We start from the raw sequence: 15,368 nt of genomic DNA, 5'->3' as shown, positions 1-15,368 counted from the left end.
AAATGCCAGCAGGCTAGTCATCGACAACTTATGGAAGGAGTAACACTATGGCTTATAAACACATTCTTATCGCGGTTGATCTTTCTCCGGAAAGCAAAGTTCTGGTTGAAAAAGCGGTCTCTATGGCGCGGCCTTACAATGCTAAAGTCTCCCTTATCCACGTTGACGTAAACTATTCCGACCTGTACACCGGGCTTATCGACGTGAATCTGGGCGACATGCAGAAACGCATTTCTGAAGAAACCCACCACGCGCTAACCGAGCTTTCCACAAATGCAGGCTACCCTATCACCGAAACCCTGAGCGGTAGCGGCGACCTGGGTCAGGTTCTGGTTGATGCCATCAAAAAATACGACATGGATCTGGTCGTTTGTGGCCACCACCAGGATTTCTGGAGCAAACTGATGTCCTCCGCACGCCAACTGATCAACACCGTCCACGTCGACATGTTGATTGTTCCGTTGCGTGACGACGAAGAAGCATAAAACGCTGACCGTCGGGAGATAACCCGGCGCGCTGCAAGTCGTAAAGCCTGTAAACGCCCGCCTGTGCGGGCGTTTTTGTTTTTATCATCCAGACTCAATTAGTACATCAATCCAACAAATAAATCATAATTAGTGTGATCAACTAATTGGATCGAAAACTATCTCTATAATACTCTACGCTTGCGGTCAATAACCGCAGTCTATAACAAAATAAGACTTTTTCGGCGCGTTTAAGCATACGCGTTCATACTTTTCGGGATGGCTTTGAAAGGCGATGGAATATGAATAAAACTGCACCTACGGGCTTGCTGCAGCAACCTCGTCCGTTCTTCATGATCTTCTTTGTGGAATTATGGGAACGATTTGGCTATTACGGCGTTCAGGGCATCCTGGCGGTATTTTTTGTTAAGCAGCTCGGCTTTTCGCAGGAACAGGCGTTTGTCACCTTTGGTGCATTTGCCGCGCTGGTCTACGGTCTGATCTCGATCGGCGGCTACGTCGGCGACCACCTTTTAGGCACCAAGCGCACGCTGGTGCTTGGCGCCATTGTGCTGGCGATAGGCTACTTCATGACCGGGATGTCACTGCTTAAGCCCGATCTGATCTTTATTGCTTTGGGTACCATTGCCGTCGGTAACGGGCTTTTTAAAGCCAACCCGGCAAGCCTGCTGTCAAAATGCTATCCACCGAAAGACGCTCGTCTGGACGGGGCTTTCACTCTGTTTTATATGTCGATTAACATCGGCTCGCTACTATCGCTGTCGCTGGCACCGGTGATTGCTGATAAGTTTGGCTACGCGGTGACCTACAACCTGTGTGGGGCCGGGCTTATTGTCGCGCTGTTGGTCTACTTTGCCTGCCGTGGAATGGTGAAGAATATCGGTTCAGAGCCGGACCATAAGCCGCTGAATTTCCGGAATCTGCTGTACGTGCTGGCTGGTACGGTAGTGATGGTATTTATCTGTGCCTGGCTGATGCACAACGTGCAGATTGCCAACCTGGTGCTGATCGTCCTGTCGATTGCCGTGACCATCATCTTCTTTCGTCAGGCATTCAAACTGGATAAAACCGGGCGCAACAAGATGTTCGTGGCCTTTATCCTGATGCTGGAAGCGGTGGTGTTCTACGTGCTGTACGCGCAGATGCCAACTTCGCTGAACTTCTTTGCTATCAATAACGTGCATCATGAAATTCTTGGTTTCGCCATCAACCCGGTAAGCTTCCAGGCATTGAACCCGTTCTGGGTGGTACTGGCGAGTCCGGTGCTGGCCGCAATCTATACCCGTCTGGGAAACAAAGGCAAAGACCTGACCATGCCGATGAAATTTACGCTCGGTATGTTCCTGTGCTCGTTGGGCTTCCTGACGGCCGCCGCTGCCGGGATGTGGTTTGCTGATGCGCAGGGGCTGACATCGCCGTGGTTTATCGTGCTGGTGTATCTGTTCCAGAGCCTGGGAGAACTACTGATTAGCGCCCTGGGACTGGCGATGGTCGCCGCTCTCGTGCCGCAGCATCTGATGGGCTTCATTCTCGGGATGTGGTTCCTGACGCAGGCCGCCGCCTTCCTGATGGGGGGTTATGTCGCGACGTTCACCGCTGTACCTGAGAACATCACCGACCCGCTGCAAACGTTGCCTATCTACACCAACGTCTTCAGTAAGATTGGTCTGGTGACCCTGGCCGTAACGGTGGTGATGGCGATTATGGTGCCATGGCTGAACCGCATGATTAATACGCCAAGCACCGAGCAATAACCTTCAGTGCCGGATGGAGGCTATTGCCCAATCCGGCCTACATTCAACATGCCCGATCGCCTTGCGCTATCGGGCATTTTCACTCACTACCCTTTACGCGCGTCTATCCACTCTTGCACTTCCACCACAAAGGTGTCCGGCGCTTTGCGGTACATTTTGCGCGCCAAGTCCAGTATCGTATGCTGACCGAGCGCTTCTTCCATCCGCTGCTGGGCCATGTCCATTACCGAACGTACACCACAAATGCCTTCACAGGCCCACTGGGGCGGATGTTCCTCAAATACCGCCAGCCGCTGGCGAATTTCACGACATTCAAAGATGCGTTTATCGCCATCAATGGCATTCACCACATCCAGCACCGTGATGTGTTCAGCGGGTTTAGCCAACTGGAAACCACCGCCCTTACCCTCAATGCTGCGTACCAGGCCCGCTTTCGACAGACGGGTGAAAATTTTCGCCAGATAGTCATACGGTACGCTTTGCAGTTCGGCAATTTCCCGCACGCTCATATCCCGCGCGTCGCCCTTACTGTCGACCATACACATCAGGCTATGAATACCGTACTCAACCCCGGAACTGTAGAATGCCATTCTCTTATCTCAGCCAAAATTAATCTGAGTTGATTGTAGCTTTTTCGTTTCACTCATTCCAGACAGCAAAGTACCCCTCTTCACAATTAAAACTTAAATACATATTTATCAAACAGATAATAAAAACCCCCACCCTTTAAGGCAAAAAGGATCTCGATCGCATTGCAATCCTTAACTACGACAAATAAAATCCGAGTAAATAATTCGTAGTCACCAGTGAGAAAAAACCAATGCATAAACAAATTCTGATCGTGGGCGCCGGCTTTGCCGGTATGTGGGCAGCATTAAGCGCCGCGCGACTGGCGGACAAACACCAGCAGCCCATTGATATTACAGTGATTGCGCCACAGCCAGAGCTGCGTGTCCGCCCGCGCTTTTATGAAAGCGCCGTTCAAACCCTGGTCGCACCGCTGCAACCCTTGTTTGACGTCACTGGCGTCAACTTCCTGCAAGGTCACGTCGAGCAGATCCTCCCGGACTCTAAAGAAGTCAGTTGGCAAGATGCCAACGGTGAAATTCATTTACGCCGCTACGACCGCCTGGTACTCGCCAGCGGCAGTCACGTAAACCGCGACGCCGTTGCTGGTGCTGCCGAGTACGCGTTTGACCTCGACCAGCTCGAAAGCGCCGCCGTACTGGAGCAACACATTAAGGATCTGGCGCAGCAGCCAGAGAGCGAGGCTCGCAATACGGTCGTGGTCTGCGGTGGCGGCTTTACCGGGATTGAGATGGCGCTGGAATTACCGGGCCGTCTGCGCGAGATTTTGGGTACTGATGCTAAGACCAGAATTGTCGTAGTTGAGCGCGGTGCTCAGCCTGGCGGACGCTGGAGCCAGGAATTACGCGACGTGATTATCGAAGCCTCCGCTGAACTGGGCGTTGAATGGCTGGTTAATGCGGAAGTAGAGTGCGTGGATGCCTGCGGCGTCACGCTGAAAGATGGGCAGGTAATTGCCTCTCAAACGGTTATCTGGACCGTCGGTGTTCAGGCTAGCGGCCTGACCGGGCAGATTAACGCCCCGCGCGATCGTCAGGGTCGACTGCATGTAAACGGCAATCTGCAGGTGGTGGGCCATGAGGATATCTACGCCACCGGTGACGTCGCCTATGCGGCCACCGATGACAAAGGCAATCATGCGCTGATGACCTGCCAGCACGCCATCTTGCTGGGTAAATTCGCCGGTAACAATGCCGCCGCCAGCTTGCTGAACGTGGCACCACTGCCGTATCGCCAGGAAATGTACGTCACCTGTCTGGATCTCGGCGCGTGGGGCGCGGTGTATACCGAAGGATGGGACCAACAGGTGAAACTGACGCGAGCAGAAGCGAAAAAGCTGAAGGTGTCGATTGTCAGCGAGCTGATTTACCCGCCGAAGGCAGAGCGTGCGGCAGCGTTTGAAGTTGCCGATCCGTACGCGCCGTTTGTTTAAGCCGTAATGCCGGATACGGCTACCGCCTTATCCGGCCTGGAAACTACGCCGTCCCCGCATAAATATCAAACCGATGCCCTTTCGTAACTACCGCGTTCGGCGTGGCGACATCCGCCAGCGGTGGCGCGTAGTCCGGGCGCTTCACTACCACGCGTTTAGTGGCCAATTGACGTGCCGGCTCCAGCAGCCCATCGGCGTCGAGGTCCGGCCCCACCAGCGACTGAAACACGCGCATCTCTTTCTTAACCAGCGCACTTTTCTGCTTATGTGGGAACATCGGATCGAGATAGACCACCTGCGGGCGTGGCGTGATATCGGTTAATGCCGTCAGGCTTGAGGCGTGGATTAGCTGTAAACGTTCCTGCAGCCACGGGCCGATTTCCGGGTCCGCATAGCCCCGCGCCAGGCCATCATCAAGCAGCGCAGCGACCACCGGATTTCGTTCCAGCATCCGCACACGACAGCCCACCGAGGCCAGCACGAACGCATCGCGCCCCAGCCCGGCAGTGGCATCAACCACATCCGGCAGGTAATCGCCTTTAATACCGACCGCTTTCGCCACCGCTTCGCCGCGACCGCCACCAAACTTGCGCCGGTGAGCCATTGCGCCGCCAACAAAATCGACGAAGATACCGCCGAGCTTGGGTTCATCGCGTTTGCGCAGTTCCAGATGTGCTGTCGTCATCACCAGCGCCATCAGGTTATCTTCATCGTGTTCCAGTCCCCAACGGGCGGCAAGAACAGATAAGGCGCCGTCTCCGGCGCCTGTTTCATCGACTAAGCAGATTTTCACGTGAATAATCAGCCTTTAATCCCGTAATGCTCCAGCATCGCATCCAGCTGCGGCTCACGGCCACGGAAGCGTTTGAACAGCGCCATAGGCTCTTCAGAACCGCCACGGGTGAGGATGTTATCGAGGAACGACTGTCCGGTTTCACGGTTGAAAATCCCTTCATCTTCGAAGCGAGAGAAGGCATCCGCCGCCAGTACGTCGGCCCACAGATAGCTGTAGTAACCCGCCGCGTAGCCACCAGCAAAAATGTGGCTGAAGGCATGTGGGAAGCGGCCCCAGGTTGGGCCCGGCACCACTGCGACCTGTTTTTTAATTTCCGCCAGCGTGTCGAGGATTTTAGCCCCTTGCTGCGGGTTAAATTCCGCGTGCAGACGGAAATCAAACAGACCGAACTCCAGTTGACGCAGAATAAACAGCGCCGCCTGGTAGTTTTTCGCCGCCAGCATTTTATCCAGCAGTTCCTTCGGCAGCGGTTCGCCGGTTTCATAATGGCCGGAGATAAACGCCAACGCTTCCGGCTCCCAACACCAGTTTTCCATAAACTGGCTCGGCAGTTCGACCGCATCCCATGGCACACCGTTGATACCGGAAACGCCCGCGGTTTCGATACGGGTCAGCATATGGTGCAGACCGTGGCCGAACTCGTGGAACAGGGTGATCACTTCATCGTGGGTAAACAGCGCAGGTTTACCGTTCACCGGACGGTTAAAGTTACAGGTCAGGTAGGCAACCGGTTTTTGCAACGTGCCGTCACTTTTACGCATCTGGCCGACGCAGTCATCCATCCACGCCCCGCCGCGTTTATGTTCACGGGCATACAGGTCGAGGTAGAAGCTGCCGCGCAGCTCGTTGTTTTCGTCATACAACTCGAAGAAACGAACTTCCGGATGCCAGACGTCAACATCGGTGCGCTCTTTGGCAATGATGCCATAAATACGTTTAACCACTTCAAACAGACCGTTAACGGCTTTGTTCTCCGGGAAATAAGGACGCAGTTGCTCGTCGCTGATACTGTAGAGATGCTGTTTTTGTTTCTCGCTGTAGTAAGCGATATCCCACGGCTGCAACTCATCAACACCAAATTTCGCTTTCGCGAAGGCGCGCAGTTGAGCCAGCTCTTTCTCCCCCTGCGGACGGGCGCGTTTCGCCAGATCGGTCAGGAAGTCGAGGACCTGCTGCGGGTTTTCCGCCATTTTGGTCGCCAGAGATTTAAAGGCGTAGCTTTCAAAGCCCAGCAGCTGTGCCAGTTCGTGGCGCAGCGCGAGGATCTCTTCCATTATCGGGCTGTTATCCCATTTGCCAGCGTTCGGCCCCTGGTCAGACGCGCGGGTGGAGTAAGCGCGATACATCTCTTCACGCAGTCCCTGGTTGTCACAGTAGGTCATCACCGGCAGGTAACTTGGAATATCCAGCGTTAACAGATAGCCTTTTTGCTCTTTGGCTTCCGCCTGAGCCTTCGCCGCAGCCAGCGCACTTTCCGGCATCCCGGCAAGTTCCGCTTCGTCAGTCACCAGTTTGGTCCAGCCCATCGTAGCATCGAGGACGTTATTGCTGTACAAGTTGCCGAGCTCAGACAGACGGGTGGCGATTTCACCATAACGCTGCTGTTTTTCCTTCGGCAGACCAATACCAGAAAGCTCAAAATCGCGCAGCGCGTTATCGACCGCTTTTTTCTGCGCGGTACTCAGGGTGGCGTAATGATCGCCATCACGCAGGTCGCGGTACGCTTTGTACAGGCCTTCATGTTGTCCAACCCAGGTGCTGTATTCAGACAGCAGCGGTAGCGTTTGTTCGTAGGCTTCGCGCAGTTCCGGGCTGTTTTTCACCGAGTTCAGGTGGCTAACAGGAGAGAAAATACGCCCCAGCACATCGTCAACTTCCGCCAACGGCTGACAGAGATTTTCCCAGGTGTACGGCGCGCCCTGCGCAACCACGCGTTCAACGTTTTCGCGGCAATCGTTCAGCGCCTTAGTGACGGCAGGCACGACGTGCTCAGGCTGAATTTTAGAAAACGGCGGCAGTTCGAAGGGAGTCAGCAATGGATTGGTCATTAGCGCGGTCCTGTTGAAAAGAGTGAATGAAGCGCGTATCCGGCGCTGTGCATATTAATTTGTACAATGGGGTTAAGTGTAGAGGATTTCAATGCCAGGCGTTGCGCTTTCGCGGCAGTGACGACTTTTCTGTATACTGTGGCGATACGCTTTATTTTCGCCCGATATCGCGCTGTTTTCGGGCCTACGTTTATAACCTGGAACACGTTTACCCATGCTCAGTTATCGCCACAGTTATCACGCTGGCAACCACGCCGACGTCCTGAAACACACCGTCCAGAGCCTGATCATCGAGTCGCTCAAAGAGAAAGAAAAACCGTTTCTCTATCTGGATACCCATGCTGGCGCTGGCCGTTATCAGCTGAGCAGTGAGCATGCCGAACGTACCGGTGAATATCTGGAAGGGATCGCCCGTATCTGGCAGCAGGACGATTTGCCTGCCGAACTGGAACCCTACATTGGCGTGGTGCAGCACTTCAACCGTAGCGGTCAGTTGCGCTACTACCCTGGCTCTCCGTTGATTGCTCGCCAGTTGCTGCGCGAGCAGGACAGCCTGCAGTTAACTGAACTGCACCCGAGCGACTTTCCTCTGCTGCGCGGCGAATTTCAGAAAGATGAGCGCGCACGCGTGGCCAAGGCCGATGGTTATCAGCAGCTAAAAGCGAAATTACCGCCGGTTTCCCGTCGCGGGTTGATCCTTATCGATCCCCCCTACGAGATCAAAAGCGACTACCAGGCGGTGGTGACCGGTATTAACGAAGGCTACAAGCGTTTCGCGACCGGCACCTATGCGCTGTGGTATCCGGTGGTTCTGCGTCAGCAAATCAAGCGCATGGTCCACGACCTGGAAGAGACCGGCATCCGCAAAATTCTGCAAATTGAACTGGCAGTGCGCCCGGACAGCGATCAGCGTGGTATGACTGCGTCAGGCATGATTGTCATTAACCCGCCGTGGAAGCTGGAGCAACAGATGAACAGCGTTCTGCCGTGGTTGCACAGCAAACTGGTTCCGGCAGGAACCGGTCATACCTCAGTAAGCTGGATCGTGCCTGAGTAATCGCAGCCATCGGTGGAACCTTTTAATATCAGGTATACAATCGCGAATATTTTGGCGGATGGCGTAACGCTTCTCCGCCCTACAATGAACATGAAGGAGCGGTCATGACCAAGCACTATGATTACATCGCTATTGGCGGCGGCAGCGGCGGTATTGCCTCCATTAACCGTGCAGCAATGTACGGCCAGAAATGCGCACTGATTGAAGCCAAAGAACTGGGCGGCACCTGCGTTAACGTGGGCTGCGTACCGAAAAAAGTGATGTGGCATGCCGCCCAGGTCCGCGAAGCGATCCACATGTACGGGCCGGATTACGGTTTCGACACCACCATCAATAAGTTCGATTGGGATAAACTGATCGCCACACGTACCGCTTACATTGATCGCATTCATACCTCATACGACAACGTGCTGGGTAAAAATAACGTCGATGTGATTAAAGGCTTTGCCCGTTTTGTGGATGCCAAAACCATTGAAGTAAACGGTGAAACCATTACTGCCGATCATATTTTGATCGCCACCGGTGGTCGCCCGAGCCATCCGAGCATTCCGGGTGTGGAATACGGGATCGACTCCGATGGCTTCTTTGAGTTGCCCGCGCTGCCGAAACGCGTTGCGGTCGTCGGCGCAGGTTACATCGCCGTTGAGCTGGCGGGCGTGATTAACGGCCTGGGCGCCCAAACGCATCTGTTTGTGCGTAAACACGCGCCGCTGCGCAGCTTCGATCCGATGATCGTCGACACGCTGGTTGAGGTGATGAACGCCGAAGGCCCGACCCTGCATACGCACGCAATCCCGAAAGCGGTTGTTAAAAACGCTGACGGCAGCCTGACCCTGCAACTGGAAGATGGTCGTAGCGAAACAGTAGATTGCCTGATTTGGGCGATCGGTCGTGAACCTGCCACCGACAACTTCAACCTGGCGGTTACTGGCGTGAAAACCAACGAAAAAGGCTACATCGTCGTGGATAAATACCAGAACACCAGTGTTCCGGGAATTTATGCCGTCGGCGATAACACCGGTGCCGTTGAGCTGACGCCAGTTGCCGTCGCTGCAGGCCGTCGCCTGTCCGAGCGTTTGTTTAACAACAAGCCGGATGAGCATCTGGATTACAGCAATATCCCTACCGTGGTTTTCAGCCACCCGCCGATTGGTACCGTAGGCCTGACCGAGCAGCAGGCTCGCGAACAGCACGGCGATGACCAGGTGAAAGTGTATAAATCCTCGTTTACCGCGATGTATACCGCTGTTACCACCCACCGCCAGCCGTGCCGCATGAAGCTGGTTTGCGTCGGACCGGAAGAGAAGATTGTCGGTATTCACGGTATTGGTTTCGGGATGGATGAAATGCTGCAAGGCTTCGCGGTCGCACTGAAAATGGGTGCCACCAAGAAAGACTTTGATAACACCGTTGCCATTCACCCAACGGCGGCAGAAGAGTTCGTTACTATGCGTTAATCGCACTTCATGAGTGTTAAAGGGCAAAGAGGGGTTAGCTCTTTGCCCTTAGTTACGTTTCCGCTATCAGTTCAAAAGTTGCAGCAGATAGCGGATCAGCTCCAGCAACGCGATTAACGCTCCCAGAACGATGATTGCTTTATCAATCACCCGTTTTCTCCATCAGATGGAGTGAGAATGCACCCGCTTACTCATCCATTGCCTGTCACGGGGCATGCTCCATTGTTAGATGATAACTATCTCACCCCGGCCAGAGCATCGGCCAACGGCACCACCCGTTTCGCCGATCAGGACTTAGAAAGCGTTTAGCGCGCGTCCGGAAGGGATAAGTTACAGAGCTAACTGGATAAGTATACAGTTCTTTTAATCGTAACTGCCAGCGCATTCTTGCAATAGTACCGTTAAGGTAATAGGATTGAAGCGTTAGATGATAACTATCTCACTTCGGCCAGAGCCACCAACTCGGGCTGAAGCGTAAAAAAACCGACGTGAAGTCGGTTTTTTTACGTCCGAATCAGGACCAGGGCAAAGTCTATTTACCCTGCATATACGGCGTATACACCCCATTAAGGCTTTCGAGGAACGCCACGATATCGTCGATATCTTCCTGCGGCAGTTCTTTGCCTACCTGATAACGCAGCATCAGTTTTACCGCACCATCAAGCGTCGGCACATCACCGCGATGGAAATAAGGTGCAGTCAGCGCAACGTTGCGCAAACCAGGAACTTTCTGACGCAGTTTGTCACGTAATTCATTAGTGACGTTCATGCGGCCAATATCTGCGGCAGTGACCTCGCCGAAATTAAAGTCCTTTTTCAAACCCAATGGCTCAAATGAGCGTCCGCCCAGAATAATACCGCCATGACAGGTCGCACACTTATTATCTTTAAACAGCTGATAGCCATGTTTTTGCTGGGCAGTTAACGCCGCTTCATCACCACGTAGCCATTTATCAAACGGTGAATTTGGCGTAATCAGCGTTTTCTCAAACTCAGCAATCGCATCGGTAATATTATCCCCGCTGAATCCCTGCGGATAAACCGCGATAAACTCTTGTTTGAGTTGCGGATCCTTATCCAGTTTCTGGATAATTTCATCCCAGGATTTAGACGCCATTTCGATCGGGTTCAACGGTGGACCGCCAGCCTGCGCCTGCAATGTTGGCGCACGGCCATCCCAGAATTGTTCCACGTTAAAGACCGAGTTAAATACCGTCGGCGCATTGATAGGGCCAACCGCGCCGCCTACGCCGATTGACGTTTTGCGGCCATCCACGCCGCCCGCATTCAGGGCGTGGCAGTGCGCGCAAGAAATCGTGCTGTCACCGGAAATACGCGGGTCGTGGTAAAGCGTAAAGCCCAGCGCCACTTTACGGGCATCAGTCGGGATGCTTTCCGGTATCGGCTGCACTGGCTCATTACGATGCTGTGCGGCGGTATCGTTACTGGCGTAATACTGCTCGCGCTGTTTCGCAATCCAGCCCAGGATCTCTGCTCGCTCCGTATCGCTTACCTGGCCAGCCCAATGCAATGCGGTATAACGCGTCGGCGGCATGGTGTCGTACTGCATCACCCATTCAATTTTATTCAGGTCGCTTTGCGAAACGGGTTTATCTGCGACCAGCGCTGCACGAACAGCCTCAAGATTGAATGACTTATATCCCAGTTGAATATCGTAATTCATCAACTGTTTTGCAACGGGAAATGATGCATAGAAAGGTAATTCCGCGGAAGGGGTGTGGCAATAATCACATCCCTTTTCACGTAAAAATCCCAGTACTTTATTATTTTCTTCCAGCGTAGAGGCCTGAACATCAGCCTGTTTACTCCGTTGATTATCGTGATACCACACATAACCGGATAATCCAAAATAACAAATCACGACGCCAGCTATGGCTATCGCGGTAAGACGGGTAATGATTTTCATTATTTTACCCTCACCGTTGTGAGTTATTGTGACCCAGAGAAATTAGAAAAATGAGTGCATAGTCTTTATCAGACTTAACCATCATAGAAAGTAAGGGATTTATTATTTTGATAAGTATCAAGCAATTACATGGGGGATAACTATCGATAGAATAGCCTGTGCCTATTACGGAGATAAGCCGTTATGGTTTTCCGTTCACACCTCGTTGCAATCGAATGTTCTGAAAATGAAATATCTTCAGGTTGCGCTAAACTATGATTTTTTCATTATATTCATTGGGATAGTCTTATTTTCTAAATATTACGCTGCACTAAAACGTGATCAACCGCACGCTTTACTCACCAGATACCGAAGCGAATGTCTACGCTTAACTGACGACCGGGCAATAGCCTTAATCTTTCAACGTCCATCGGAGGTCTTTCTCATTATGCTCAACCAGAAACTACCCCACGCCCCTTCAGAAGAATTGACGATCGACATCGATCTGCTTTATGAAATGGATCCGTGCGAGTTAAAGCTGGATGAAATGATTGAGGCAGAGCCTGAGCCGGAGATGATTGCAGGGTTACCCGCCTCAGATGCGTTAACCCCAGCCGATCGTTACCTCGAATTGTTCGAACACGTTCAGTCGTCGAAACTGTTTGCCGATAGCAAAACCTTCCCCGATTGTGCGCCCAAAATGGACCCGTTAGACATTCTGATCCGCTATCGCAAAGTTAAACGCCACCGCGACTTTGATCTGCGACGTTTCGTCGAGAATCATTTCTGGCTACCGGAAACGCCCTCCAGTGAATATGTGTCCGATCCGGCAAGCTCGCTGAAAGAGCATATCGATCAACTGTGGCCGGTGCTGACGCGCGAACCGCAGGATCACATTCCCTGGTCCTCACTGCTGGCGTTACCACAGTCATATATTGTGCCCGGCGGACGTTTTAGCGAAACCTACTACTGGGATTCCTACTTTACCATGCTGGGTCTGGCAGAGAGCGGTCGCGAAGACCTGCTGAAATGTATGGCGGATAACTTTGCCTGGATGATTGAAAACTATGGCCACATCCCCAACGGTAACCGTACTTACTACCTGAGCCGTTCGCAGCCGCCGGTCTTTGCGCTGATGGTGGAACTGTTTGAAGAGGATGGCGTACGCGGCGCACGTCGTTACCTTGAACATCTGAAAATGGAATACGCATTCTGGATGGATGGCGCCGATTCCCTGGTGCTCAACCAGGCCTACCGTCACGTGATCAGAATGTCGGACGGCTCTCTGCTCAACCGCTATTGGGACGATCGTGATACGCCGCGTGATGAGTCATGGCTTGAAGATGTTGAGACCGCCAAGCATTCAGGCCGTCCGCCCAATGAAGTGTATCGGGATTTGCGCGCGGGCGCGGCCTCCGGCTGGGATTACTCCTCGCGGTGGCTACGCGATTCAGGCCGCCTTGCCAGCATACGCACCACTCAGTTCATCCCGATTGATCTGAACGCCTTCCTCTACAAGCTGGAAAGCACTATCGCCAATATTTCCGCGCTGAAAGGCGACAAAGAAACGGAAGCGCAGTTTCGCCAGAAAGCCAATGACCGCCGAGATGCGGTGAACCGCTATCTGTGGGACGATGAAAACGGCTGCTACCGCGATTACGACTGGCGACGCGAACAAATGGCCCTTTTCTCTGCCGCCAGTATTGTGCCACTGTATGTCGGTATGGCAACGCATGAACAAGCCGACCGACTCGCCAATGCGGTACGCAGCCGCCTGCTCACGCCGGGCGGGATCTTAGCAACCGAGCATGAAACCGGTGAGCAGTGGGATAAACCCAACGGCTGGGCCCCGCTGCAGTGGATGGCGATCCAGGGTTTCAAACTTTACGGCGACGACCATCTCGGGGACGAAATTGCCCGAAACTGGTTAAAAACGGTGAACCTCTTTTATCAGGAACATCACAAACTAATCGAAAAATACCATATAGCCGACGCCGCGCCGCGCGAAGGCGGCGGCGGGGAATATCCGTTGCAGGACGGCTTTGGCTGGACAAACGGCGTGGTACGCCGTCTCATCGGTCTGTATGGCGAACCCTAACAGTTGACAGTATGAGTTATCCGACCGTCAGTTAATTGCGTCGTAGAGCTCAGCATGAATTTTCTGCCATTTCTTGTTCTCGGAGCTTGGCTGTGCGCGAACGCGCAGCTCAGCCTGTTCAAGATCATATTGCTGACGTGCGATGACCGCCGGAACCGAACAAAAACTTTGTAGATAGCTTTTATGTAGCGATGTGAGTGACGTCCCATTCAACATCGCGTGGCTGAGTGAAGTCATAAACTGTCGACAGGGTTTACTTTCACTCATCTGCGAAGGATAACGCAGCAGCAGCCTCAATACCTCAGTATTGCCTGCCGCGAACGCCGGCTCTGTCCACGCCAGCCTCCAGTCCATCCCGCCCTGCAGGAACAGTGACGTCACGCGAGTATCGTTGCGTTCGATAGCCGCCCGCATGTTAAAGGCATCCCAGGTTATGCCCATTCGGGTTACTGCCTCCCGCGCAGTGGGAGCATCACGCCGTGGCTCCTCCTGTACGATTTCAACGGACTGGCCGGAAGACGCCTGCGGCGATGGCGAAGTAAATAACCAAAATGCTCCCAGCGAAATCACCAGCACCATCACGCCGACCGCAACCCACAACATGCCGGAAATCAGCTGTTCACGTTCTTCTGCCGTGCGTTTGGCTCGCTTCTCCGGCGGATCGATACTGTCTGCGATTTCCTGCTTATCGCCCCCCGCCTGCTCGTCTTTTTGCTTTGCGGCTTGCCAAAACTGGCGAACCATCGCCTCATCGGACTCCAGATACGACGCGGGATTAATACGCGTACGCCGTTCTTCAAATGCGCGCTGCACAGGGTGAGTAATCTGCCGATACTGGTATTCCAGCAACAGCAATTGTACTGAGGTTAGCGGTTGTTGCGCGATAACGCAGTTACGCGACAGGCGGCAGTCATCCAGAAACATCCGCAGCGTGATGCGTGGTTCAACAAACGACATGAGCACCGAAGTATCGTTAAAGATATCGCTAAAATGCCGAACGAATAACTTCTTATCAACGACCATTAGCGCCAGTTCACTAAACATCATGCCGTCCAACGCATCATGCCCTTCCCCCAACTTTAGCCAGCGACGCAAGCGTTCACCGCCAAAGTGCTGTTTCAGGAAGCTATTGAGCGGATGTTGATCCGGCCATACCTTTGCAATCAGTGACTTGAGGGTTAATTCTAATGCACGAAGCTGACGCTGCGCGCGCATCTGCGCATCCGGCTCTACAGGTGCAATTTCGGTTTGATACTTCAGGATGGGCTGTTGCTGGCGTAATTGCTCCAGAGAAGCGACAAAGCGCAGCGCAGAAATCAGCTGGTTTTCGCTGACGTCCTGGCCATTTTCATATTGTGGCACGCTCTGCTGAAGATGGCGTAGCCGTAGAGTGAACTGGCTCAATTGCGCATCATTCATTTGTAACCGTCTGGCGACAACGCCCCAACCGCCCAGATTCAGTCGCGCCTGGTCAAGTTGTTCGAGAAACCAGCGTGGATCTTTACCTTCTGATATGCGTACGCCTAGCATCAGCAAAATTTCTACCGAGGCCTGGCGGATTATCCCTAAACAATGTTCGAATGGTGTGCATGTCGCCTGTAACGCGCTATTGGTCATTATCTTCCCTAAAAGGACCCAAAAAAAAGCGGCCTCATCATGGTTTGTCGTTATCTTTTTTAAATGCAGCGCTGTGCCGGTGTAGACTAAAACATATTCATATAGCAAATAAATATGTTTTACAGTGACT

General features: G+C 53.1%; 13 protein-coding genes. 7 read left to right on the top strand and 6 right to left on the bottom strand.

Features of this window, described 5'->3' with window-relative positions; all coding sequences use genetic code 11:
* Positions 1-47: 47 nt before the first annotated feature.
* The gene (uspA, locus tag NMD08_RS01245; RefSeq protein WP_003023368.1) at positions 48-485 is read left to right on the top strand and encodes a universal stress protein UspA; all 438 of its coding nucleotides are present in this window, start codon (positions 48-50) and stop codon (positions 483-485) included.
* 281 nt (positions 486-766) lie between these two features.
* The gene (gene dtpB, locus NMD08_RS01240) at positions 767-2,239 is read left to right on the top strand and encodes a dipeptide/tripeptide permease DtpB (protein WP_048215357.1); all 1,473 of its coding nucleotides are present in this window, start codon (positions 767-769) and stop codon (positions 2,237-2,239) included.
* Between the two features lie 86 nt (positions 2,240-2,325).
* Here the strand turns inward: dtpB and NMD08_RS01235 are convergent, their stop codons facing one another.
* Complete coding sequence (locus NMD08_RS01235; protein ID WP_005122505.1) at positions 2,326-2,829, bottom strand: Rrf2 family transcriptional regulator; 504 nt, start codon at positions 2,827-2,829, stop codon at positions 2,326-2,328.
* A gap of 230 nt (positions 2,830-3,059) precedes the next feature.
* Between NMD08_RS01235 and NMD08_RS01230 the strand changes: the two genes are divergently transcribed.
* Complete coding sequence (locus NMD08_RS01230) at positions 3,060-4,259, top strand: NAD(P)/FAD-dependent oxidoreductase (protein WP_210904176.1); 1,200 nt, start codon at positions 3,060-3,062, stop codon at positions 4,257-4,259.
* Positions 4,260-4,302: 43 nt separating this feature from the next.
* Here the strand turns inward: NMD08_RS01230 and rsmJ are convergent, their stop codons facing one another.
* Positions 4,303-5,052: a 16S rRNA (guanine(1516)-N(2))-methyltransferase RsmJ gene (rsmJ, locus tag NMD08_RS01225; RefSeq protein WP_003023353.1), complete on the bottom strand. Its 750-nt coding sequence runs from the start codon at positions 5,050-5,052 to the stop codon at positions 4,303-4,305.
* An 8-nt stretch (positions 5,053-5,060) separates the two neighbouring features.
* Positions 5,061-7,103, bottom strand: coding sequence for an oligopeptidase A (gene prlC / locus NMD08_RS01220; RefSeq protein WP_370619391.1), 2,043 nt, complete (start codon positions 7,101-7,103; stop codon positions 5,061-5,063).
* 214 nt (positions 7,104-7,317) lie between these two features.
* Here prlC and NMD08_RS01215 point away from each other — a divergent pair, with 214 nt between their 5' ends.
* Together NMD08_RS01215 and gorA are read left to right on the top strand one after the other, a co-directional pair.
* Positions 7,318-8,160 carry a 23S rRNA (adenine(2030)-N(6))-methyltransferase RlmJ gene (locus NMD08_RS01215; protein ID WP_187259780.1) on the top strand — a complete coding sequence of 281 codons (843 nt, stop codon included), beginning with the start codon at positions 7,318-7,320 and terminating at the stop codon, positions 8,158-8,160.
* A 104-nt stretch (positions 8,161-8,264) separates the two neighbouring features.
* A complete protein-coding gene (gene gorA / locus NMD08_RS01210) occupies positions 8,265-9,617 on the top strand; it encodes a glutathione-disulfide reductase (protein ID WP_187259781.1) in 1,353 nt (450 codons plus the stop codon).
* A gap of 66 nt (positions 9,618-9,683) precedes the next feature.
* On the opposite strand, the gene dinQ is transcribed toward gorA, so the two are convergent.
* On the bottom strand, positions 9,684-9,767 hold the full coding sequence (gene dinQ / locus NMD08_RS01205; protein ID WP_003837776.1) for a damage-inducible type I toxin DinQ: 84 nt from the start codon (positions 9,765-9,767) through the stop codon (positions 9,684-9,686).
* Positions 9,768-9,794: 27 nt separating this feature from the next.
* Between dinQ and NMD08_RS01200 the strand changes: the two genes are divergently transcribed.
* Positions 9,795-9,926 (top strand): hypothetical protein, encoded by a 132-nt coding sequence (locus NMD08_RS01200; RefSeq protein ID WP_005122496.1) that lies wholly within the window; start codon positions 9,795-9,797, stop codon positions 9,924-9,926.
* A gap of 223 nt (positions 9,927-10,149) precedes the next feature.
* On the opposite strand, the gene NMD08_RS01195 is transcribed toward NMD08_RS01200, so the two are convergent.
* A complete protein-coding gene (locus NMD08_RS01195) occupies positions 10,150-11,544 on the bottom strand; it encodes a cytochrome-c peroxidase (protein ID WP_151223968.1) in 1,395 nt (464 codons plus the stop codon).
* 427 nt (positions 11,545-11,971) lie between these two features.
* Here NMD08_RS01195 and NMD08_RS01190 point away from each other — a divergent pair, with 427 nt between their 5' ends.
* A complete protein-coding gene (locus NMD08_RS01190) occupies positions 11,972-13,621 on the top strand; it encodes an alpha,alpha-trehalase (RefSeq protein WP_151216912.1) in 1,650 nt (549 codons plus the stop codon).
* Positions 13,622-13,648: 27 nt separating this feature from the next.
* On the opposite strand, the gene NMD08_RS01185 is transcribed toward NMD08_RS01190, so the two are convergent.
* Positions 13,649-15,238: an STY4199 family HEPN domain-containing protein gene (locus NMD08_RS01185; RefSeq protein WP_187253830.1), complete on the bottom strand. Its 1,590-nt coding sequence runs from the start codon at positions 15,236-15,238 to the stop codon at positions 13,649-13,651.
* Positions 15,239-15,368: the final 130 nt, after the last annotated feature.

The organism is Citrobacter meridianamericanus (genome assembly GCF_041320245.1).
Taxonomy (GTDB): domain Bacteria; phylum Pseudomonadota; class Gammaproteobacteria; order Enterobacterales; family Enterobacteriaceae; genus Citrobacter; species Citrobacter meridianamericanus.
This window is presented reverse-complemented; position numbering and strand designations above follow the sequence as displayed.

Bases quoted from the DNA above. Each gene is read 5' to 3' on its own strand.
- prlC (WP_370619391.1), bottom strand. From the start codon at position 7,103: ATGACCAATCCATTGCTGACTCCCTTCGAACTGCCGCCGTTTTCTAAA.
- gorA (WP_187259781.1), top strand. From the start codon at position 8,265: ATGACCAAGCACTATGATTACATCGCTATTGGCGGCGGCAGCGGCGGT.
- NMD08_RS01200 (WP_005122496.1), top strand. From the start codon at position 9,795: ATGCACCCGCTTACTCATCCATTGCCTGTCACGGGGCATGCTCCATTG.
- NMD08_RS01215 (WP_187259780.1), top strand. From the start codon at position 7,318: ATGCTCAGTTATCGCCACAGTTATCACGCTGGCAACCACGCCGACGTC.
- NMD08_RS01185 (WP_187253830.1), bottom strand. From the start codon at position 15,238: ATGACCAATAGCGCGTTACAGGCGACATGCACACCATTCGAACATTGT.
- NMD08_RS01230 (WP_210904176.1), top strand. From the start codon at position 3,060: ATGCATAAACAAATTCTGATCGTGGGCGCCGGCTTTGCCGGTATGTGG.
- dtpB (WP_048215357.1), top strand. From the start codon at position 767: ATGAATAAAACTGCACCTACGGGCTTGCTGCAGCAACCTCGTCCGTTC.
- NMD08_RS01195 (WP_151223968.1), bottom strand. From the start codon at position 11,544: ATGAAAATCATTACCCGTCTTACCGCGATAGCCATAGCTGGCGTCGTG.
- NMD08_RS01190 (WP_151216912.1), top strand. From the start codon at position 11,972: ATGCTCAACCAGAAACTACCCCACGCCCCTTCAGAAGAATTGACGATC.
- uspA (WP_003023368.1), top strand. From the start codon at position 48: ATGGCTTATAAACACATTCTTATCGCGGTTGATCTTTCTCCGGAAAGC.
- NMD08_RS01235 (WP_005122505.1), bottom strand. From the start codon at position 2,829: ATGGCATTCTACAGTTCCGGGGTTGAGTACGGTATTCATAGCCTGATG.